Origin of the sequence: Bifidobacterium sp. (assembly GCF_050874245.1) — a bacterium.
GTDB lineage: Bacteria > Actinomycetota > Actinomycetes > Actinomycetales > Bifidobacteriaceae > Bifidobacterium.
In genome coordinates this window covers 1-22,034 of sequence record NZ_JBNMKH010000036.1, presented here as the reverse complement: position 1 = coordinate 22,034, position 22,034 = coordinate 1, and the positions used below count along the sequence as shown (strand labels likewise).

Annotated in this window: 15 protein-coding genes; 3 read left to right on the top strand and 12 right to left on the bottom strand. The window is 62.2% G+C overall.

From position 1 onward, the window contains the following. On the bottom strand, window positions 1-208 hold a 208-nt coding region (locus ACR0P8_RS05505), incomplete at its 3' end, for a hypothetical protein (protein WP_432624166.1). 27 nt (window positions 209-235) lie between these two features. After that, window positions 236-1,714 (bottom strand): DNA polymerase III subunit epsilon, encoded by a 1,479-nt coding sequence (locus ACR0P8_RS05500; protein WP_432624165.1) that lies wholly within the window; start codon window positions 1,712-1,714, stop codon window positions 236-238. Between the two features lie 270 nt (window positions 1,715-1,984). Between ACR0P8_RS05500 and ACR0P8_RS05495 the strand changes: the two genes are divergently transcribed. Both ACR0P8_RS05495 and ACR0P8_RS05490 read left to right on the top strand, forming a co-directional pair. Next, window positions 1,985-3,529, top strand: a complete 1,545-nt coding sequence (locus ACR0P8_RS05495) for a glutamate decarboxylase (RefSeq protein WP_432624164.1) — start codon at window positions 1,985-1,987, stop codon at window positions 3,527-3,529. A 276-nt stretch (window positions 3,530-3,805) separates the two neighbouring features. Next, complete coding sequence (locus ACR0P8_RS05490) at window positions 3,806-5,275, top strand: APC family permease (protein ID WP_432624163.1); 1,470 nt, start codon at window positions 3,806-3,808, stop codon at window positions 5,273-5,275. A 154-nt stretch (window positions 5,276-5,429) separates the two neighbouring features. Here ACR0P8_RS05490 and ACR0P8_RS05485 read toward each other — a convergent pair whose 3' ends face one another. From ACR0P8_RS05485 to ACR0P8_RS05460, 6 genes are all read right to left on the bottom strand, one after another. After that, window positions 5,430-6,086: a peptide deformylase gene (locus ACR0P8_RS05485; protein ID WP_432624162.1), complete on the bottom strand. Its 657-nt coding sequence runs from the start codon at window positions 6,084-6,086 to the stop codon at window positions 5,430-5,432. Window positions 6,087-6,139: 53 nt separating this feature from the next. Further along, a complete protein-coding gene (gene glmM / locus ACR0P8_RS05480) occupies window positions 6,140-7,519 on the bottom strand; it encodes a phosphoglucosamine mutase (RefSeq protein ID WP_432624161.1) in 1,380 nt (459 codons plus the stop codon). A 284-nt stretch (window positions 7,520-7,803) separates the two neighbouring features. Next, a complete protein-coding gene (pepN, locus tag ACR0P8_RS05475; protein ID WP_432624160.1) occupies window positions 7,804-10,413 on the bottom strand; it encodes an aminopeptidase N in 2,610 nt (869 codons plus the stop codon). An 88-nt stretch (window positions 10,414-10,501) separates the two neighbouring features. Then, window positions 10,502-12,478 (bottom strand): ribonuclease J, encoded by a 1,977-nt coding sequence (locus tag ACR0P8_RS05470; protein WP_432624159.1) that lies wholly within the window; start codon window positions 12,476-12,478, stop codon window positions 10,502-10,504. Between the two features lie 82 nt (window positions 12,479-12,560). Further along, window positions 12,561-13,451 (bottom strand): 4-hydroxy-tetrahydrodipicolinate synthase, encoded by an 891-nt coding sequence (dapA, locus tag ACR0P8_RS05465; protein ID WP_432624168.1) that lies wholly within the window; start codon window positions 13,449-13,451, stop codon window positions 12,561-12,563. Window positions 13,452-13,701: 250 nt separating this feature from the next. Then, window positions 13,702-16,599, bottom strand: coding sequence for a heavy metal translocating P-type ATPase (locus tag ACR0P8_RS05460; protein ID WP_432624158.1), 2,898 nt, complete (start codon window positions 16,597-16,599; stop codon window positions 13,702-13,704). Between the two features lie 142 nt (window positions 16,600-16,741). Between ACR0P8_RS05460 and ACR0P8_RS05455 the strand changes: the two genes are divergently transcribed. Then, window positions 16,742-17,032, top strand: a complete 291-nt coding sequence (locus tag ACR0P8_RS05455; protein WP_432624157.1) for a metal-sensitive transcriptional regulator — start codon at window positions 16,742-16,744, stop codon at window positions 17,030-17,032. A 389-nt stretch (window positions 17,033-17,421) separates the two neighbouring features. Here ACR0P8_RS05455 and dapB read toward each other — a convergent pair whose 3' ends face one another. The 4 genes from dapB to ACR0P8_RS05435 form a co-directional block, all read right to left on the bottom strand. Further along, window positions 17,422-18,174, bottom strand: coding sequence for a 4-hydroxy-tetrahydrodipicolinate reductase (dapB, locus tag ACR0P8_RS05450; RefSeq protein ID WP_432624156.1), 753 nt, complete (start codon window positions 18,172-18,174; stop codon window positions 17,422-17,424). A gap of 134 nt (window positions 18,175-18,308) precedes the next feature. Beyond that, window positions 18,309-19,655 (bottom strand): MFS transporter, encoded by a 1,347-nt coding sequence (locus tag ACR0P8_RS05445; RefSeq protein WP_432624167.1) that lies wholly within the window; start codon window positions 19,653-19,655, stop codon window positions 18,309-18,311. Between the two features lie 41 nt (window positions 19,656-19,696). After that, the gene (locus ACR0P8_RS05440) at window positions 19,697-20,401 is read right to left on the bottom strand and encodes a GNAT family N-acetyltransferase (RefSeq protein WP_432624155.1); all 705 of its coding nucleotides are present in this window, start codon (window positions 20,399-20,401) and stop codon (window positions 19,697-19,699) included. Window positions 20,402-20,674: 273 nt separating this feature from the next. Next, window positions 20,675-22,034 (bottom strand): PD-(D/E)XK nuclease family protein (locus tag ACR0P8_RS05435; RefSeq protein WP_432624154.1); only part of this gene is annotated, 1,360 nt, incomplete at its 5' end.

Sequence of the window (22,034 nt, the reverse complement as noted above, 5' to 3'; positions counted from 1 at the left end):
CTATAAAGAAGTAGTACAAATACGCTCTTGAGTTCTCAAACCACCACCACTCACCCACCTCACGACCCGGAAGCGTCCGGGCCACTCGCTGAGCGGCAGCAAGAGATAAACTTACAGCACCAGGGCGATCCACGCAAATCGATGCTTTGTAAATCCCTCGTAAACCATTGGAAATATTGAGCTCTGTCGGCGTGTCGAAATTTGACAAATCAGGAAGAAAATACCTTCCCAACGTCTACCAGCGGCGACCGCAGCGCTTTCCGCCGACTCCGGACTTGCCTCCCGCTCCCCATGGTCCACGTCCTTCGGCGCGCAGCGCACCCAGATGATGTTTCATGGCGACCAACATAATGTGCGTGTCCTCCAAACCAAGGTGACGTTCCGACTTGGCCGGGTCGAGCGCGCCCTGTCGCTTGGCGTACGCGTCCAACGTATTGACGCCGTACGGATGCTCATCATCGGGAACCGAACCCTCATCCCAACGACGGCTCATCGGCAACGTATCGATGATCGTGATATTGCCCGAACGGTAGCTTTCCGCATATCCGGCCACATTCAGCATGAAGAACCCATGCTCGAATCGGGCGTTGTGCGCCACATATGGCTGCTGCTCCAATCGCTGCAGCAAACCGATCTGCGCCTCCGGCCACTCGTCGAACAGGCGGAAACCGGATGCGCGCTGAGTCACGTCGATGCCTGTCAGGTCACGGATCAGCGGATTGCCGAGCGTCGCATTCTCCGCTGGGACGCCGAACGACAGACGCGACTGCCCATACGCGTCGCCCGCCTCGTAGTAACTCTGCTCGTATCGGTATCCGACGGGCGCGTCAGCCGGACGCGGGGAAATCATGTTCATGTATTCGAAACCGACGTCGATGATGTACACACGGGCCGGATCCGTGCCGGTGGTCTCGATGTCGACGCCCATGACGTTGTCCACATCGCGGCCAGGCAGGTACGCGTCACGCCAATCGGACTTGCGGTACTCGGCCAAACGACGGCTCTGCGCCGATTCACCGGCCCGAGACGCATCTCCGTACGCACCGGCGGAATCCGAACCTTGATCGAACAATGTGGAGTCGCCCGGGCTGGTGACACCGCTCAGATTCGCACGCGACATGGCGTAATCGCTGGCACGCTTCTGCTTCCGCTCCGCGGCGCGTCGGGCGGCACGTCCGTTGACGATGTCGGCGGTCCGGTCCTGGATGTCATCCAGCGAAATCTCCCCGGAAACCGAACCGGGTTGAAGCACCGGCACCGTCACGCGCTCACGTCGTTCCTCGGCGACCGTCCACAAACCCATCTCCACGCCGATGCGGCGCAATACCGCGATTTCGTCACACAGCCGCCGATTCGCGTAGGCGAGCGCGCGCGGAAGCCGATAAGAGGCGATGAGCCGGTCGAAATCCATCATGAACGTGCTGTTGCATTGTGCGATGATTGGTTCGAGCCGGTCGCGAATGGCAAGATCGTCCTTAAGCAGATCATGCAATTGTCGGGCTGGCAGTCGCGGTGATGCTGCGGAACGCAGCACGTCCAGCAGGTCGATATGCTGCCGTGCGGCGACGCCGATGCCGTCGCGCAGGTCGAGTGACGACACCCACCGCCAATCGATCGGCTGATTGTCGGCATTGTTCGGCATCGATGCCGACCATTGTCCGATGTCCTGTTTCGCATCGTCAAGCCAGGAAGAATTCGTCGTCGATTCGCTCATATCTGCCCATCGTAGCCGATACCCACCATCAGCGTGCGCAAACATGCGATGGTCCGGCGTAGGCTTCCTCCCTGCGCGAACGTGGGTGCATGGGCACGAGTGAAGACGCTCCCTACGAAACCGCGCGCGGATATATCCATGAACCGCTGTCGGCATGCGAATCACCATATAGCGCAAATGTGACGATTTTCCAGCAAAAGCCCAGACTCGACTTCCATTTTGAATCACGGAACGCGACAAAACGTTCCAAATCAATGAAAGGAAGCTGCAATGTCAGTGACACATTCCGACCAAAAGCACTCCACCGGCGACATCATCGCAGGGGAATGCGGATGCTGCCATGGAACGAACGCCAATGGAGGCACGACCATGCCGGCAACGTGTGAACCGGGCGAATCTCATGAATCATGCGGAACCAAGGACAACGGAGTCAAGGAAGGCGGACGTCTCCCGGACAATGTGGAGATCAATCCGCTGTTCGCACGGCCAAAGGAGGCCAAGGCGTTCCCGAAATTCACCATGCCGAGGGAAGGCTCCCTGCCGGAAACCGCCTATCAGGTAGTGCATGACGAAGCCATGCTGGACGGCAACGCGCGGCTCAACCTCGCCACGTTCGTCGGCACGTGGATGGACGACCATGCGAATCGTCTGTATATGGAGGCGGCCGACAAGAACATGATCGACAAGGATGAGTATCCGAAAACCGCCGAAGTGGAATCGCGTTGCTGGCACATGCTTGCCGACCTGTGGCACGCGCCCGACCCGATGAACACCATCGGCACCTCCACCATCGGCTCGTCCGAAGCGTGCATGCTGGGCGGACTGGCGCTCAAGCGCCGTTGGAAGGAGGCTCGTGAGAAGGTCGGTCTGCCCACCGACAAGCCCAATCTGGTGATGAGCAGTGCCGTGCAGGTCTGCTGGGAGAAATTCTGCAATTATTTCGATGTGGAGCCGCGCTACGTGCCGATCTCCGAAGACCACAAGGTGCTCGACGGGTATGATCTCGACAAGTACGTCGATGAGAACACCATTGGCGTGGTGGCCATCATGGGAGTGACCTACACGGGTATGTACGAGCCCGTCGAGCAGATCAGCGAAGCGCTGGACCGCATCGAGGAACGCACCGGACTCGACGTGCGCATCCATGTGGACGGCGCTTCGGGAGCCATGATCGCGCCGTTCATCCAGCCTGACCTCGCTTGGGATTTCCGTGTCAAGCGCGTCTATTCCATCAGCACCTCCGGCCACAAATACGGCCTGGTCTACCCCGGCTTGGGCTGGATCGTGTGGCGTGAGACCGCCGACCTGCCGGAAAGCCTGATCTTCAAGGTGAGTTATCTCGGCGGCGAAATGCCCACGTTCGCATTGAACTTCTCCCGTCCAGGAGCGCAGGTGCTGCTGCAGTACTACATGTTCCTGCGTTTGGGATTCGAAGGGTATCGAAGGGTGCAGCAGACCTCGCACGATGTGGCGAAGTACCTGTCGGGCGAGATAGCGAAGATGGACGATTTCACGCTGTGGAACGATGGTTCCGACATTCCGGTGTTCGCATGGATGCTCAAGGACAGGACGGATCGCAAATGGAACCTGTACGATCTGCAGGACCGGCTGCGTATGAAGGGCTGGCTGGTGCCGGCCTATCCGATGCCGGTGGATCTGACGCAGGTGACCGTGCAGCGCATCGTGGTGCGCAACGGCTTCAGCCACGACATGGCCGAGGCGTTCATCGGGGATCTGAAGGCATGCGTGAAATATCTGGACGGACTTCGTTCGCCGATGCCGAGCGAGGCGCACGTGTCCGGATTCCATCACTGACGTCCCTTGAGTTCGGGGAATTGAAGAAAACCATGATCATTCCCACAACGATTATGTTCACGAAAGCTGGCTGCAATGACAGTTCATATGAAAAAGCCGCTTGCCGTGGTGGCACACAACGCAAGCGCAGCTGCACATCCAGGGTCCGCTCGCTTCGGGGCGAGAGCCCGGACGGCACCGGTCGGAACGGCGAACAGCCCATCCCCCATCGCGTCCGCCGGCAGATCTGCCGATGCCGGAAATCCCAATATTACGGACATACCTGCGCATGCCGGGGTGAATGACGCGGGCGGCACGATCGCGAATTCCGCAAGCAAAACCGGCAAGGTCGTGATGTCGGTCGGCCAGCTGGCCATGCTGACCGTGGTGGCGGTGGCCTCGTTGCGTTCGCTGCCGGCCATGGCCGATTACGGTCTCGCATCGATTCTGCTGTATCTCATTCCCGCGGTGGTCTTTCTGGTGCCGACCGCCTTGGTCGCCGCCGAACTGGCCACCGGCTGGAAGGGCGGCGTGTACGTATGGGTGCGTGAGGCCTTCGGCAATCGAATCGGATTCCTTGCCATCTGGCTGCAGTGGATCCAGAACGTGGTGTGGTATCCGATTCAGATCGCCTTCATCGCCGTCAGCCTGTCGTACGTGTTCGGCATGGGCGGCTTGGGCAATAACGGCGTGTACGTCGCCGCGGTGATCATCGTGCTGTATTGGGCGAGCACGCTGGTGGCGCTGCGGGGAGGCAATCTGTTCGCCAAGGTCGGTTCGGTTTCGGGGCTTATCGGAACGCTGTTCCCGGCGCTGCTGCTCATCATCTTCGGAGCGGTCTGGCTGGCTATCGGCGAACCGATGCACACCTCCCTGCATGCGTCCGCGTTGCTGCCACCGTGGACGGGCATCGCGTCGATCGTGCTGATCGTCTCCAATGTGCTCGCCTATGCGGGCATGGAGGTCAACGCCGTGCATGCCAACGACATGGAGCATCCGGGGAGCCAGTTCCCGCGCGCCATCGCGTTGGCCACCGCACTGATCCTGCTGGTGCTCGTGCTGCCGACTCTGGCCATCGCCTTCGCCGTGCCGCATCGTGAGCTGGGGCTCATCGACGGCATCAATCTGGCGTTCAAAGAGTTCTTCGACCACTTCGGCATGAGCTGGGGCACGCCGGTGATCTCGCTGCTCATCGCGTTGGGCGCGTTCTCCTCCGTGGTGGCGTGGATCGCAGGGCCTTCCCGCGGTCTTTTGTCGGCCGCGCGGACCGGTCTTATGCCGCCCGCGCTGCAGAAGCGCAACGCCCATGGCGTGCAGGAGGGCATTCTGATTCCACAGGGCATCATCGTGACCGTTCTGGCGTTGCTGTTCGTGTTGATTCCTAATGGCAACACCGCATTCGCGACGCTGGTGGATATGGCGACCGCGTTGTATCTGGTGATGTACATGCTGATGTTCGCCGCGGCGATCCGGCTGCGCAGAACGCATTCCGAGGTTCGGCGCACGTATCGGGTTCCAGCGATCCGGCTGGTCGCGGGCGTCGGCTTCGTCGCTTCCGCAGCCGCGTTCGTCCTGACCTTCGTACGCCCGGCCGGCTTCACCGGCTTGAACAGCATCTCGTATGCGATTCTGGTAGCCGTTGTCGTGATTGTGCTCGGCGTGCCGCCGCTGGTGTTGTATGCATCGCGCAAGCCGGGCTGGGATCTGCGTTCGGATGCCGAACGGGAAGCCGACGCGCACGACATGCTGGTGAATCCGGAATGCTGACGGGTCTCGCATGAACGCCGGAATATGAATTCCGAATAGCATGCGCGTCAAACGTAAGGGGCGTCTCTCAAGTTCATCGCTTGAGAGGCACCCCTTACGTTTCCCTGTTTTCGTCGTGTCTGCCGCGGCCGTCTATGCGGTCACGGCCATGCGGTCACAGTTCGAAGCCGAGCTCCGCTGCGGCTTCGGTCGGCACCGGATCATCGCACCAGAAATCCTCGAGATTCTCATTGGTGGTCAGGCTTCGGATTTCGGCTTGGTCGATATACAGCTCGCCGCTTAAATGGTCGGTCTCATGCTGGAAGATGCGTGCCGGCCATCCGTGCAGATGCTCCTCATGCCGATTGCCGTCCTCATCTTGCCAGCGGGCGGTGATATCGAGCCAACGTTTGCGTACGGCCTGGTAACCGTCGAAGCTCAGGCATCCTTCGTAGAAGCTTCGGGTTTCGGTGCCAATCGGCTCATAGCTTGGGTTGATGATGACATGGAAGGGGAATTCCGCGGCCTCGCGCGGATCGCCTTCATCATCGTCACGCACATGGTCCTCCACGACGGCCAGCGCCAGACCGAGACCGATCTGGGTGGCGGCAAGGCCCACGCCCGGTGCATCCAGCATGGTGACGCGCATGACATCGATGAGCTTGTCAAGCGTCTTGCGGCTCAGCTGGCCGTCATAGGCGACGGTCTGCTGCCGCAGCACCGGCTCACCCGCCTGCACGATCGGCAGGATCTTCTCCTTGCCGCCGATTTTGATGAGTTTCTCGACCTCGCGATTGAGCTCGAGATCCACCTTCGAATTACGTCCGAACATATGGAAGGTCTCCTTTATGGGGATTACGGAACGGTCAGGGGGTTACAGGGCGCTCACAGGGCGAGTTCGTCGGCGACGACCTTGGCGAGTCGATCGCACACTTCGTCGGCCTGCTGCTGGGTTTCGGCTTCGGCCATGACGCGGACGAGCGGCTCGGTGCCGGACGGGCGCAGCAGCACGCGGCCGGTGTCTCCCAGCAGCTTCTCCTCACGCTCCACGGCGGCCTGCACCTTGGCGTTGGTCTTGGCGGCCATCTTGTCCACGTTCGGAACGTTGATGAGCGTCTGCGGCAGCTGCGGGAAGTCGGCGGCGAGCTCCTTGAGGCTCTTGCCGGACTTCACGACCTCGTTGCACAAAGTCAGCGCGGTCAGGGTACCGTCACCGGTGGTGGCGAACTCGCGGTTGATCACGTGACCGGACTGTTCGCCGCCGAGCGAGTAATCGCCACGAAGCATCTCCTCAAGCACGTAACGATCGCCCACGTTGGTCTGCACGGTCTTGATGCCCATGGAACGCAGCGCGAGCTTCAGGCCGAGATTGCTCATCACCGTCACGACGAGAGTGTCGTGGTTGAGCTTGCCCGCGTTCTTCTTGGCGCGCGCCAGAATGCCCATGATCTGATCGCCGTTGACCATGTTGCCGTCCTCGTCCACGGCGAGGCAACGGTCGGCGTCACCATCGAAAGCCACACCCATGACGGCGCCGGAGGCCTTGACCATGGCCTGCAGCTGCTCGGGGTGCGTGGATCCGGCGTTCTTGTTGATGTTGTATCCGTCCGGAGACGCGTTGATGACGGTGACGTCGGCGCCCGCACGGCGCAGCGCTTCCGGCGCGACCACGGAGGTGGCGCCGTTCGCACAGTCGGCCACAATCTTCAGACCTTTCAGCGGGGTCGGCTGGGACTTGTCCGGACCGATCGGCGCGATGGCAGAGACCAGGTGGTCGATGTACAGGTTGGTCGCGGTGGCGGTGTCATGGCTGACGCGGCCGACACCGGCACCGGTAGGACGATCCCAATCCTGGCCGAGCACCGCCTCGATCTCGTCTTCCTTGGCATCGGGCAGCTTGAAGCCGCCACGCGCGAAGAACTTGATGCCGTTGTCGGGCATCGGATTATGGGATGCGGAGATCACAGCGCCCATTTCGACGTTGAGCACGGACGTCAGATACGCGACGCCAGGAGTCGGGATGATGCCGGCGTCGATCACGTCGAAGCCGCCCGCGGACATGCCGGCGGCCAGTGCGGAGGCAAGGAAATCGCCGGAAACTCGCGTGTCACGCCCGACCAAGGCGCGACGGCGGCTTTCGAATTCGCTTCTCTCGTCATCACCCAGCACGCGCACCGCGGCATCGCCCAAATCGAGCGCCAGCTGTGCCGTCAAATCCCTATTCGCCAATCCTCGAACGCCGTCGGTTCCGAACATACGTGGCATGAGTCTCAAACCCTCGCTATCTGCAAACGATATTTCCGTGACCTATCGTACTCACCTGTGCCGCCGAAAACGGCAGGCCACGGCGCAATCGCACATACTTCACATTTCGCCTGGCAATACGCACGGCATTAGCATGGGGATGCATTCCCTCGAACGGAACTGATATGACATGTGCCTGACCGCTGGCCGAAGCCAACGATCAGGCACATGGTCATACAACCGTGGTATGCGCCTTCACGCGCGATGCCGACGGCGGATTCCGACGATATGACGATATGGAACCGTCAGAGCGCGACGTTGAAGTCGCGCACCTTCAGCGTGCGGTGCGACGACTCGACGTTGCCGCGCACGATACGCTTCAGGGCGTTGTCGGCATCCTCATGGGACGCGAGCCAGGCATCGCCGAGCTCGACGAGCTTCGCCGGATCGGCATAGCTCGGATACAGGCCCTCGAGCAGCGCCTCGGCCATGTGGAAGGTCTTATGCTCCCAGATCCAATCGGCCGCCTCGAAGTACTTCTCGGCATACGGTTCGGCCAGGTCGGCACGCGGCGTGGCCGCGAAGCCACGGGCCACGGCTTCCAGCTGCATGTTGGTCAGATCGTCATCGTGCAGAGCCTCGTTCCACGCCCATTCCTTCGCTTCGGCGGTGCCGGCCACAGCGCGCGCACCGTAGGCGAACTCACGGTTCTCGGTGGTTTCACGCTTGGCCAGTTCGGCGTCGATTCCGGCCTGGTCGATCGCGTTGATGGTGCTCAGCGCGTTGATGATGGTCCAACGGAAGTTGTTGTCGATGTCAAGGCCTTCGAATGCCACGGAGCCATCGAGTAGGCCCTTCGCATTGGCCTCGAACTCCTCGTCGCCCGGCTCGCCGTAACCCAAATAGGCGGTGACGAGCTGGAACTGCTCGTCAGAGCCGGCCTTGGCCGCGCCGGCCAGCTTGAACAGTTCGGCGGCCACATGCTTCACGATCTCGGCGCGATCGGCCGGTGCCGTGTAATGCCATGCGGTGGTGCTGACCTGGGCCAACGCGTAACGGAAAGTGGTGGATTCATGTTCGGTGGCGAGCGCGGCCAGCGAGGTGTCGATGAACCGGCGTGCCGGCAGTTCGCCGTCACGGGTCATGTCCCACAGGGCGAGCCAAATCACGGAGCGTGCGAGCGCGTCGTCGAAGCGGTACAGGTTGTCAAGGGCGAAGGCGAGGCTCTTGTCGTCGAAACGAAGCTTCGTATAGGTCAAATCGTCGTCGTTCACGAGAATCAGCGACGGACGGGTCTTGCCCGCGGCCTCGTCAACGATCGTCAGTTCGCCATCGACATCCAGTTCGAATTGATCGGTGCGCACGATCTTGCCGGTTTCCGGGTCCTCGTTGTAGAAGCCGACGGCAAGGCGGTGGGCGCGCAGGACCGGATGTTCGGCCGGTGCGGTCTGGCGGAGGGTGAGACGCTTGATGGTGCCGTCCTCGCTGGTCTCCACTTCCGTGGTGATGGTGTTGATGCCGGACTGTTCGAGCCATTGGGCGCTCCAGGCCTTGAGGTCGCGGCCGGAGGTGAGTTCCAGTTCGGTGAGCAGGTCGGCGAGGGTGGCGTTGGAGTAGGCGTGCTTGTTGAGGTAGTTGTTGATGCCCTTGAAGAAGCGGTCGCGGCCGACGTAGTAGACAAGCTGCTTCAGCACGGAGGCGCCCTTGGCGTAGGTGATGCCGTCGAAGTTGACGTAGGTGTCGTTGAGGTCGTTGATTGGGGCGACGATCGGGTGGGTGGTGCTCAGCTGGTCCTGGCGCAGCGCCCAGCTCTTCTCACCGGAGCTGAAGGTAGCCCAGGCGTCCTTCCATTCGGTCGCCTCGGCGGTGGCCATGGTGGAGGTGAATTCGGCGAAGGATTCGTTGAGCCACAGGTCGTTCCACCACTTCATGGTCACGTAGTCGCCGAACCACATGTGGGCGAGCTCGTGCAGCACGGTGACGACGCGGCGTTCCGCATAGGCGTCGGTGACCTTGGATTCGAACACGTACTGGTCGCGGATGGTGACCATGCCGATGTTCTCCATGGCGCCGGCGTTGTATTCCGGCACGTAGATCTGGTCGTACTTGGCGTACGGGTAGGGCACGCCCCACGTCTTGGCATAGAAGGCGAAGCCCTTCTTGGTGATGTCGAACAGGTAGTCGACGTCCTTTTCGAAGGCCTTGGCGAGCGCCTGACGGCAGTACATGGCCATCGGCACGGTACGGCCGTCCTCATTGGCGTATTCGGTGTGCCATTCGGCGTACGGGCCGGCGCAGATGGCGGTGAGGTAGGAGCTCATGGTCGGGGTCGGTTCGAACACCCACAGTTTGGTGGTTTCGGCCTCGTGGCTGCCGAGCGTGCCTTCCTCGGTGACGGTTTCGGTGTCCGTGACGGATGCGGTAGGCATGTTGGAGGTGACGATCCAGGACTTGGCCGCGAGCACGGAGAAGTCGAACACGGCCTTGAGATCAGGCTGGTCGAACACGGCGTAGACGCGGCGAGCATCCGGCACTTCGAACTGGGTGTACAGGTAGACGTTGCCGTCGGACGGGTCGACGCTGCGATGCAGGCCTTCGCCGGTGTTGGAGTACTGGCACAGCGCCTTGACGGTGACCTCGTTGTGTTCCTTGAGGTTCTTCAGTTCGATGCGGCTGTCCGCGAACGCCTGTGCCGGGTCAAGGGTTTCGCCGTTGAGGGTGATTTCGTTCACGGTGTCGGCGATGAGGTCGAGGAAGCTGCTGCTGCCCAGCTTCGCGTCGAAGGTGATGGTGGTTTCGGAGCCGAAGTCCTTGGCTCCACGGGTCAGGTCGAGTTTGACCGTGTAATGGATGGGCGCCGAGATGATGCTTTTACGTTCCTCGGCTTCGATACGGGTGAGGTTTGCTCCTGGCATGTCACTCCTTCTTTTTTTCTGGTAGCAGAAGGCGGCGCGACCGATTGTGCCGGTCACGTCGCCTTCCGATTTGCGTATGGTTTACAGGTTACTTCGATGCGTTCAGGTTCATCGCATCGTCCACGTCCTGCGCGATGTCGGCCACGACGGGGACGATCATGGGCTTGCGGTGCAGTTGACGCGCCACCCAGCTGCCGAGCGTGCGGCGCATGATCTGCTGCAGCTTGTAGGTGTCGTGGGTGCCTTGCATCATCGCGTCCTGCAGCTGCTCGACGATCTGGTGACGGACCTTGTCGAACTCGCTTTCGTCCTCCGCGACCGCGTTGAGGTAGATCTTCGGTCCGGAGATGACGTCTGCGGTCTCGGTGTCGACGACCACGAAGCTGGACACGAAGCCCTCGGTGCCGAGGATGCGGCGCTTCTCAAGCTCCTCGTCGGTCAGCTCGCCGACGGAATCGCCATCGACGTACACGTAGCCGCACGGCACGGAGCCGACTACCGCGGCCTGTCCGTGGTACAGATCGACCACATCGCCATCCTCTGCCAGAACGACGTTCTGCGGATCGACGCCGGTTTTGACGGCGATCATGCCGTTGGCCACCAGGTGGCGGTTCTCGCCGTGGATAGGCATGGCGCACTTCGGCTTGACGATGTTGTACATGTACAGCAGCTCGCCTTCGTTGCAGTGGCCGGAAACGTGCACGGCGGCGTTGTCACGGTTGACCACGCGGGCGCCGAGCTGCACGAGCTTGTTGATGACCTTGTAGACGCCATGCTCGTTGCCCGGGATCAGCGAGCTGGCCAGGATGACCGTGTCGAACTCGTTGATGGTGATGTCGCGGTGGTTGCCGTCGGCGATGCGGCCGAGCGCGGCCATCGGCTCGCCCTGGGATCCGGTGCACATGTAGACGAGCTTGTCGTCCTGCACGTCGTGGGCCTGCTTCAGGTCGATGACGGTGTCCTCCGGCAGGCGCAGATAGCCCAGATCGGCGGCGATGGACATGTTGCGGACCATGGAACGGCCGACGAACACGACCTTGCGGCCGTACTTGTGAGCGGCGTCCACGACCTGCTGCACGCGGTGCACATGGCTGGAGAAGCTGGCCACGATGATCTTGCGGGTGGCCTGTGCGAATGCCTGGTCGAGTGCCGGGCCGATGGAGGTCTCCGGCTTGACGAAGCCCGGAACCTCGGCGTTGGTGGAGTCCATCATCAGCAGGTCCACGCCCTTTTCGCCAAGCTTGCCGAATTCCACCAGATCGGTGATGCGGTGGTCGAGCGGCAGCTGGTCGAGCTTGATGTCGCCGGTATCGATGAGCGAGCCGGCCGGGGTCTGCACGTATACGGCGAGAGCGTCCGGAATGGAGTGCGTGACGTTCACGAATTCCAGGTTGAACGGTCCGACCTTGAGCTTGTCGCGTCCCTTGACCTCGACGAGCGTCGGGTTGATGCGGTGTTCCTTGCACTTGGCCTCGACGAAGGCGAGGGTGAGCTTGGAACCGATCAGGGGGATGTCCGGACGGAGCTTGAGCAGGTACGGCACACCGCCGATATGATCCTCATGGCCGTGGGTGAGCACGAGCGCCTCGACCTTGTCGAGACGGTCCTTGATGTAATGGAAGTCGGGCAGGATGAGATCCACGCCCGGCTGCTCCTCTTCCGGGAAGAGCACGCCGCAGTCGATGAGCAGGATGTGGCCGTTGTATTCGATCACATTCATGTTGCGGCCGATCTCGCCCAGGCCGCCCAGCGGCACGATGCGCATGGAACCCTTGCGGTACTTCGGCGGGGCGATGAGGACCTCGTCCTGCTGGGGCGCGGTGGACTGCGGCGCGGGACGCGATGGACGGCGGTTCGAGCCGTTGCCGCGACCGCGTGATCCGCCATTGCGCTGCAATCCGCCGTTGCCGCGGCCGCGTGTGGAGGACTTCGTCTTCTTGGAGACGGTCTTCTCGGACTTCGCAGCCTTTCCGGCCTTGGTTGCCTTGGCTGCGGTTTCGGTGCGCTTGGCAGCCTTGCTGCCGCGCCTGTGTGTTGTTGTGGTTTTGGTTTCTTCTGTTGCCATTTCCTAGTTGGATTTCTGTTGCTAATTGCCTCCGCCTGTGCGGAGACGAGGAATTTCAGTGGTGCTTGCCCCTATTCGTGATTCACAGCAGTCCCGCGGCGCGCATGCCGTTCTCGGCGCGCGCGATCTCGGCCTCGCCCGGGCCGACGTTCGGCAGACGCATTTCGGTGGAATCGAGAACGCCACGCACCTTGAGCGCGGCCTTGGCCATCACGGCCTGGAAGCCGTTGCCGTTCATCGCTTCGACGAGCGGAGCCAGACGCACGGCGATACGCTGCGCCTCATGGATGTCGCCGCGGTCGAACGCTGCCGCCAGATCGCGCATCGGGCCTGCTGCGGCGTGCGCGATCACGGAGATGATGCCGACAGCGCCGACGGACAGGAACGGCAGGAACAGGCCGTCATCGCCCGAATACCAGGTGAGACCGGTCTCCATACGCTTGCGCACCGCTCCGGCGATGTCCCCGGTGGCGTCCTTGACGGCCTTGACGTGATCAAGATCAGCCAGACGGCAGTAGGTCTCCAACTGGATGTGCAGACCAGTGCGGCCCGGCACATCGTAAACGATAATCGGCTTGTCCGCGGAATCGTTGACCGCCTTGTAATGACGGAACACGCCTTCCTGCGACGGGCGGGAATAATATGGCGCGACCACGAGTACCGCGTCGGCGCCCGCCTCCTGGGTCTGCTCCACCATGCGCACGGTATGCGCGGTGTCGTTGGAGCCCGCTCCGGAGATGACGGGCACGTCCACGACCTCCTTGACGGCCTGGACCAGCTCGACCTTCTCCTCCATATGGGTGGTCGGCGATTCGCCCGTGGTGCCGTTGACCACGAGGCCGTCGGCTCCATCGGCCACAAGCTGCTTGGCCAGTTTTTGCGCGGCTTCGAAATCAACGGAGCCATCGGCCCTCATCGGAGTGACCATGGCCGGAAGGATACGTCCGAACGGAGCGGGGTCGAGAAGATGCATAGTACCGTCAGTCTTAGGGCTTGTCATACGGCTAACGGTACTTCCCTCTGCGGACGCTTTCGGCTCCATGGCGCATGAGAGAACCACATTATGGAAGGGGCATCAGAAAGCTCATGGGAAGATTCATCCGCGAAAATACTTCATTGACCGCGGATAGTGGATAAGGACAAACGAAGATACGGAAAACGCGCGCGGCCAGTCAGTCAATCGGAAATATACCGACTACCGTCCGACCACGCGCGGCGAAGGCTCAGCCGACGTAGGCCTGCGGATTCTGGGCGAATTTGTCGGCGCAACCGGGGTTGCAGAAATAGTAGGTGACGCCGTTGTATTCGCGGGTCGCCGCGGCGGTGGCCGGATTGACGCTCATACCGCAGACCGGATCCTTGACGGCGTTCGCCGCGGAATCGCCCTTGCCTGCGGACATGCCGTCATGTTCCACGCCATGGCATCCGCCGTGGCCGCAGCAGCCGGCTTCCTTCTTGGCTTTGTGGTCGCTGAACAGTCCCATGATGGTTCCTTTCTGTTTGCTGGTTCGATTATCGCTCGAATCCGGTTTGCGGACCCGATACGTCTTGCTCTTCGCGGCTGCGGCGTCCGGATCGAACAGCCGCAGCCGGCTCGCGTTCGTCACCACACACAGTGACGAGAACGCCATCGCAGCGCCCGCGATCATAGGATTCAGCAACATGCCGGTGAACGGGTACAGGATACCGGCCGCGACCGCGATGCCGATGCTGTTGTAGCCGAGCGCGAAACCAAGATTCTGCGCGATGTTGCGCATGGTGGCATGCGCCAGGTCGAGTGCGTGCACGAGGCCCATAAGGGAGCCGCCCATCAGCGTCACGTCGGCGGATTGGACCGCCACGTCGGTGCCGGTGCCGATGGCGAATCCCACATCGGCGCGGGCGAGCGCGGGCGCGTCGTTGACGCCGTCGCCGACCATCGCCACCGTGTATCCTCGCGATTGCAGTTTTGCGATTTCGTCCGCCTTGCGTTCCGGCCTCACGCCGGCGATCACCCGGTTTTCGTCGATGCCGACCCGGCTTGCGATGGCGCGTGCGGTGGTTTCGTTGTCTCCGGTGAGCATGACGACTGCGATGCCGCGCTTTTCGAGCAGTTCGATGGCTTGGCGCGAATCGGTTTTCGGCTCGTCGGCCACGGCCACGATGCCGGCCAAGTGGCCGTCGATGGCCACCAGCATCGGCGTCTTGCCTTGGGAGGACAGACGGTCCATGTCGGCGATGATTGCGTCGAGGTCCGCGTCATGCGCCGCTTCCGGATCGTCGGACGTGACGGACGGCATGCCGATGTCGAGGTCGTCGATCAGGTCGGTGTTGCCGACCGCGACGGCATGCCGCAGTCCGCGGAAAGCGACGTTCGCGGTGATGCCGCGGCCGGCGATCGCTTGGAAATCGGCGGTTTCGGCGATGCCCGTGGTTCCAGCGTTTCCCGCGAACGATTCGTCGACGGCGGCGACGATCGCAGCGGCAAGCGGATGTTCGGAATCGCGTTCGGCGGCGGCTACGATCGTCAACAAATCGTCCTGTGCGCGCCGCCACGCGCCGAACGGCAGCACGTCGGTGAGTGTGGGTTTTCCGGCGGTGATCGTGCCGGTCTTGTCGAGCACCACGGCATTGATCTTTCCGCATGTCTCCAATGCTTCGGCCGAGCGGACAAGCACCCCCATCCGCGCGGCGCAGCCGGTGGAGACCATCACCGATAGCGGGGTGGCAAGACCCAGCGCGCACGGACAGGCGATCAGCAGCACCGATACCGCGGCCACCAGCGCGTGTGTGATGCGAGGCTCGGGGCCGAACGCGTACCACAGGGCGCACGACCAGACGGCCACAAGTACGACGACTGGCACGAACACGCCGGAAATCCGGTCTGCAAGACGTTGCACGGGGGCTTTGGAGCTTTGCGCAGCGCGGACCATGCCGATGATCTGCGACAGCACCGTGTCCTTGCCGACTTTCGTGGCGCGGTATCGCAGCGATCCGCCACCGTTGATGGTGGCGCCGGTGACGTCGCTGCCCACGGTTTTGGCGACCGGCATGGATTCGCCCGTGATCATCGATTCGTCCACGTTGGAATTTCCGGAGACAACGATGCCGTCGACCGGCAGCTTCTCGCCGGGACGAATGACGACGACGTCTCCGACACGCACGTCGTCGATGGCGATGTCGGTTTCCTTGCCGTCACGCACCACGCGGGCTGTGGTCGGCCGGAGTCCGGCCAGCGCGCGCATGGCCTCTCCGGTGCCTTTGCGGGCGCGGGCTTCGAGCAGCTGGCCGACGAGCATAAGTGTGATGACCACGCCGACCGCCTCGAAATACGGTTCCCGCGCGTTGACGGGCAGAATCTGCGGAGCGAAGGCGACCACGCAGGAATAGGCGAATGCCGCGATCGCGCCCAAGCTGACCAGCGCGTTCATTTCCGGCGCGCGATGGATGATCGCCGCGAAGCCACTGCGGAAAATCGGCAGCGCGGCATAGCCGACGATCGGCAGCATCAGCAGGAATTGCACCCAGGCCGGCATCGGATACAGCATGAGCATGGTGGAGCCGAATACCGGAATCGTGCAGATGGCGGCCACAACGAGACGCGCGACAAGGGAGCGAATTTCCGTTTCCCCGGAATCGGACATTTGAACGTTTTCCTGGGAAGCCCGGCTGTCTGTTTCCAAGGAATCGGACGATACGGCTCCCCCGTCAGCCGTGATTGCGTCCGAATCGGCGGAATCGGACGTCGAGGCATCGCCAGCACCGGCATGACGACCCGGCAGGATGCGCAACGTGCCGTGCAGCATGTTCATGCCGCAGGCGAAGGGGTAATCGCCTGCCTTGTCGGGGTGCAGCGTCAGCGTGGTCGTGCGGAAGGCGGGAAGCGCGAGGTCTGTGCCGAAATCGGAGAATACGACATGCGACGAGCATTCGCCGTCCTCCTTGCGGTCGAACACGAGCCGCAGCGGCATGCCGGCCTCCGCTTCGATGACGGACGGACTGTATCCACCCTTCACTTCGACGACGGCCTCCTGCACACCGTCGCGCACCTGCGCCCGATACGCCTTGCGCGGCGCGAAGAAGAACCACAGCACTCCCGCCGTGACCAACAACGCCACGACGAATACGATTGCGATCGGCATGTCCCACCGGCCTCCACATTCCATGATTGTTTCCCGGCCTCAACGAATACCACCACAATATACCCCACTAGGGTATATCGGCAAGGAAAGTAGGCTATGTTTGTCCATAAAGCGAAATGTTCAGCGCAGCGAGGAGAACGGCATGAACGCCACAGAACATGGATACGCGGACGACCAAAGAAAGATCGTCGCGCGCCTGAATCGCATCGAAGGCCAGATACGAGGCATCCGGCAAATGACGGAGAACGGCGAATACTGCATCGATATTCTGACCCAAATCTCCGCCGCGGACAGCGCGCTGAAATCCGTGGCGCTACTGCTGCTCGACGACCATCTGCATCATTGCGTGGCCAAGGCCTCGGCGGAGGGCGGCAAAGTCGCCGACGAGAAGCTGGCTGAGGTCGGAGCCGCAATCGCGCGCCTCGTCAAATGACCCGACAAGCAAGACACATATCGCTGCAAACGGTGAATAAGAGGACACAAATCGCATCGGACGCGTCACCGAATGTGTCACGATTTGAAATTCGGGCCGAAAATCGGAATCGTGACACATTCTTTTCCAATTAAATACCCCCTAACTGGAATTCTTCATGGAAAAATACAGTTAGGGGGCAATGATGCAAGATGAAATGTGTCACGATTCCAAAAAAGTCCGCAAAATCGGAATCGTGACACATTCCGCATCGTCCGGCCACGTCGTCCGGCCACACCATCCGGTCATATCGTCCGGTCACGCCATCCATCCGCATCGCCTGCCGATGCGCCAACACAGGAAACCAAATGGCACCGGACGACGAGACGAACGGAAACCCGACCGAAGGTTTACAGGTCGAGGAAGTGGTCGAGGCCGACGGTCAGCCCCGGATAGGAGCCGGTAGAGACCTTGCGCACGGCCAGCAGCACGCCCGGCATGAAGGAGATGCGGTCGAAGCTGTCGGCGCGGATGGTCAGCTGCTCGCCGGAATTGCCGAACAGCACCTCCTCATGCGCGTTGAGTCCGCGCAGGCGCACGGCGTGCACGTGGATGCCGTCCACCACCTGTCCACGCGAGCCGCCATCGGTTTCGGTGGCGTCCGGAACCGGACCAAGCCCCGCGGCCTTGCGCGCTTCGGCGATGCCCTGCGCGGTGTGGAAGGCGGTGCCGGAGGGAGCGTCCACCTTGGTCGGGTGGTGCAGTTCGATGACTTCGGCGGATTCGAAATACGGCGCCGCGACCTTCGCGAAATGGTCGGCGAGCACCGCGGAGATGGCGAAATTCGGGGCGATGAAGACGCTCTGACCTTCACGCGGGGCTTCGGCGAGCGCGGCACGCACCTGGTCGAGCTTCTCATCGGTCCAGCCGGTGGTGCCCACCACCACATCGACGCCCTGCTTGACAAGGGTGAGCACGTTGCCCAGCGATACGCTCGGCACAGTGAATTCCACGACGACGTCGGTGTTTTCGGGGGTGATTTGCGTGAGGTCGTCACCCGCGTCGAGTGCGAGGGCGAGTTCGGTGTCGGACGCGCCGTTGACGGCGTCGACCACGTGCGAGCCCATGCGGCCCTTGGCGCCGACTACGGAAACCTTGATCATTGCAGCTCCTTAATGCTTCGGGCTGTTCGCCCGTGTCATAACGTGTTCCATCTATGAATCTAAAGAGACGCTTCGACGCACTGCGCCAAGCCGGCCCGCCGAGTCGGACTGGCCAGGCAAGGCATGCGAATCGTCTAGCCGCGGCGGCGCACCAGCGCCCAGCCGAGCAATGCGAATGGAATCGAGCACAGCACGAAGATCCATGGCATCATGAGGCTGACGCTCGGTGTGGCGTGGTCGAGCACAATGCCGGTGATCATGGAGCCGAAGGACGAGCCCACAGTGCCGGCGGTGGACACCCATGACAGGCCTTCGGTGAGTGATTCCTCGGGTACCGTCTCTTTCATCACCAGATTGCCGGAGGCGAACACCGGCGAAATGGTCAGACCGGTCAGGATCTCCACCAGGCCCATGATGATCAGGTTGCCCATGCAGGCGTGGATGACCACGAATCCGATGGTCATGGCGGATAGGAACATCACCATGTGCAGCCAGCGCGAGCCTTTGAGTTCGCGTGAGCCGAATGCGAGCGCACCGATGCATGAGCCGACCGCCAGCATGGCGAGCTGCACACCGAGCACGGAGTCGAGGTGCAGCGATTTCATCACGGCGGTCATGGAGGTGTCGAACGCGGTGAAGCTCATGTTGAAGACGATGAAGACGAGCAGCAGCGGGATCACGCCGGTATAGGTGAGCACGTTGCGTTTGCCTGTTTCGCCGCTCCCCTTCAGCTGTTTGAGGCTCAGTCTGGTGGCATTCGCGTCGGCGCGGCCCGGCACGTTGGCGGCGCGCACGTCCTTGTCTTCGACGCTGGCGGCGTCAACTTCGATGGCCCGAACCACGGGTGGTTGCGTGTCTCGCAGGGCGAAGAAGATCGTGCCGCCGATGGCGCTGGCTGCCGTCGGTACGAACAGCTGCGAGACGGGATGCACGGATGCGGCGAGGAACGCGGCGAGGATCGGCCCGAAGATGAACACGATCTCGTCGATGGCGGATTCGAGCGCATAGGCGGTGCCGAGCATGTCGTTGTTACCGGTGCGGTCGAGCACATACGCCCAGCGGGTACGCACCAACGCCCCGAAGGCGAACTGGGTCAGGCCCATGATGATGGCGAGCAGGAACAGCAGTGGGATGGGCACGCGCACCAGCGCGGCGAATGCGAAGCCGAGCATGGCGACGATCTGCACGGCGAGCACGGCCTTGCCGACCTTGCGTTGGCCGAAACGGTCGAACAGTCGCGCGTACATCGGGGTGACGGCCGCGGTGGCGAGCACGTAGGCGGCGCTCATGGTGCCGGCGATCGTCCAATTGTCGTACAGGTGGTTCAGAGCGAGGATGATGCCCAGGCCCATCATCGACATCGGCAGGCGTGCCAATGCTCCAGACGCGCAGAATGCCTTTGCTCCGGGGATGGAGAACAGCACCGCGTACGGCGAACGCTGTTTGCCGGAGGGCGCGTTCTTGCCGCTGGAACCCGTCATGCCGGAAATCGTTGTGTTGGAAGGTCCGTTATCGGCGGCCATCAGGCGTCCACCCGCCCCCGGTAGATGAACATGTCGTCGAACAACGGCTCCTTGCCGTCCTCGATCGGCGTGCCGGCCGGGCGTTCCGCGATGCGTTCCAGGCCTTTGTGGTCGTAGAAGCTCACGTCGCAGTCGGAATCGGTATGCAGGTAGAACGCGTCCACGTCCCATGCGGCCAGGTATTGCTGCATGCGCTTCCACAGGCCGCCGCCCACGCCGTGCCCGCGCACGTCCGGATTGACGACGAACAGCTCCAGCTCGCCCAGCGTGGTCTCGTTGGCCTTGCTTCCGCGTTCAAGATCAAGTTCCAGCGCGAACGCGTTCTTCACCATGTCGAGACGCTTGGACGCCTCGGAATTCGTGCGGATCAGGCGTTCGGTGGCGTCCATCTCGTCGGCGACGTCGATTTCGTCGAGCTGCGGGCGTTCGCCTGCCACGCGGATGAAGGTGACGCCGGCGAGCGTGCCATCCTGCGTGAATGCGGCGTTGGCGAACGTGGTTGGCTGCAGATAGTGCAGCACGAAGTATTTGGATATCAGCAGCGAGAACCTCGTGCCTCCAAGTGCCCCATCCTGGGGCCAGGTACGGTCGAACAGGTCGACCACGGCGTCCACATCCTTCCATGTGATGGGACGGTAGATGATGGTGTTCGGGGTGATGTCGGCGGTATGGCCGGCGTGATTGGTTGCGCTGGTCGCAGCCATGATGCACTTGCTCCTTCATTGTGTTGCGTCCGGCACGTGCGCCCGCCCACACGTGCTGCGCGAGGGTAGCGGCATTCCCGCAACGCGGCCCGCGGCGCGTTTTCCCCGGGGACCAGCCTGCCGCGCATATCGGCGCGGCGGCATCGTTGCAAGTGTATGCGGAATTCCGTAGCTCTACTCGGCAAGGATTCTGTTGTACGGCCTGCGAACGTTGTGAGAACCGGTTCGAACAGGCTTCCCCGATACTATCGGGACGTGCAGATAGCGCCGTCGTCAGTCGTCGTCGGATTGTTCCGGAATGCCATTGCGCAATTCGCCGATGATCTCGTCCCGTGTCTTGTCCGAGGCATCGAGCTGCCGGTCGGCCTCATTCGGCTCGCTCAGGTAGTAGAGGCACGCGTCGATGGCGTCCAACGGCACGTGTTCCATCGCGGCGAGCAGCAGCCGGTACAGATCGAGCTGCGCGAGCTTCTCCTTGACGTCCTCCGGCTTGCGTGGTTTCGCGCCGGTCTTCCAATCGACCACGGTGTAACGTTTCGTGGCATCGGTTTTATCGAGACCGCCGAAGAACACGGCGTCGAGTTTGCCGTTGACGATGGTGCCGAGTTCCGGCATGCTGACGACGAGCTGACGTTCCGCCCACGCGGGCCGCCGTTCCGCCCATTTCGATTCGACGAGCCGGCGCTGCCAGTCGGCGAGCCGTGCGTCGTCCCGATCACGCATCTTATCCTGCGATTGGCCTTGCGATTGGTCCGGAATCGGCAGCGGCATGCCGATTGCGGCTATCAGGTCCGCACGCGACCGCACGGTCCCCTCTTCGATGCCGTCTGCCGCCACGTCGGCCATGATGAAGCGTTCCGCCCACGCGTGGAATCGCGTGCCGAGTTGCGCCGCAGGAGAGGCGACGTGCGGGATCGGACGCACCAGGCCACGCCAGTATGCGCGCGCGTCGCGTTCGCTCATGGTGCCGGCGCGCGCCTGCAGTGAGGTGACGTTCTGGCGTCCTACCGCGAGGATCCGCTCGCCTTTGGCACGGACGGCCAAGTCGAAGACATCCTGCGCAGCGGCTTCGTCGTCTCGGGCGTCAGCCGTCACGATTTCCGGCATGAGGTTTTCGTCGGCGACAAGTCGTTTGGCACAGTCCAGCAGGGAATTTCCCGATTGCGATTGGACGGTTTTGGACGGTTCTACGGAGGCGTGCTCAACTTCGCGAACCTGTTCCGCGGCGGATCGCAATTCGTCGGCGACATCCGCCGTCAGACCGCACGGCCATGGCAGGGTGCGGTCGTCGGATACCGGTTCGAGCGGCGCGTTCCATGCGTCGCCGACCACGGCGTCCTCGAAATCGCGGGCATGCTCGCCCACGAAATAGCCTTCGGGCAATTCACAGCCGAGCGTATGCAGGGAGACGTCCGAATCGACGCCGTCGACGCATCCAAGCCCGTCGGACGGTATCGGCGAATCGGCCAGATTCTCCGGTTCGCGCACCGCTGAAACGATGCCGTTCATCGAATCGCGCACTTCCTGCCAGAAGTTCGACGGCTCGCTCTTCCTCTTCCCCTCCACCAGACGGGAATCGCGGCTCGTCTCGTTGCAGCCGCTGTAGGTGAGCAGCGCCTCGTAACGCGCGCGG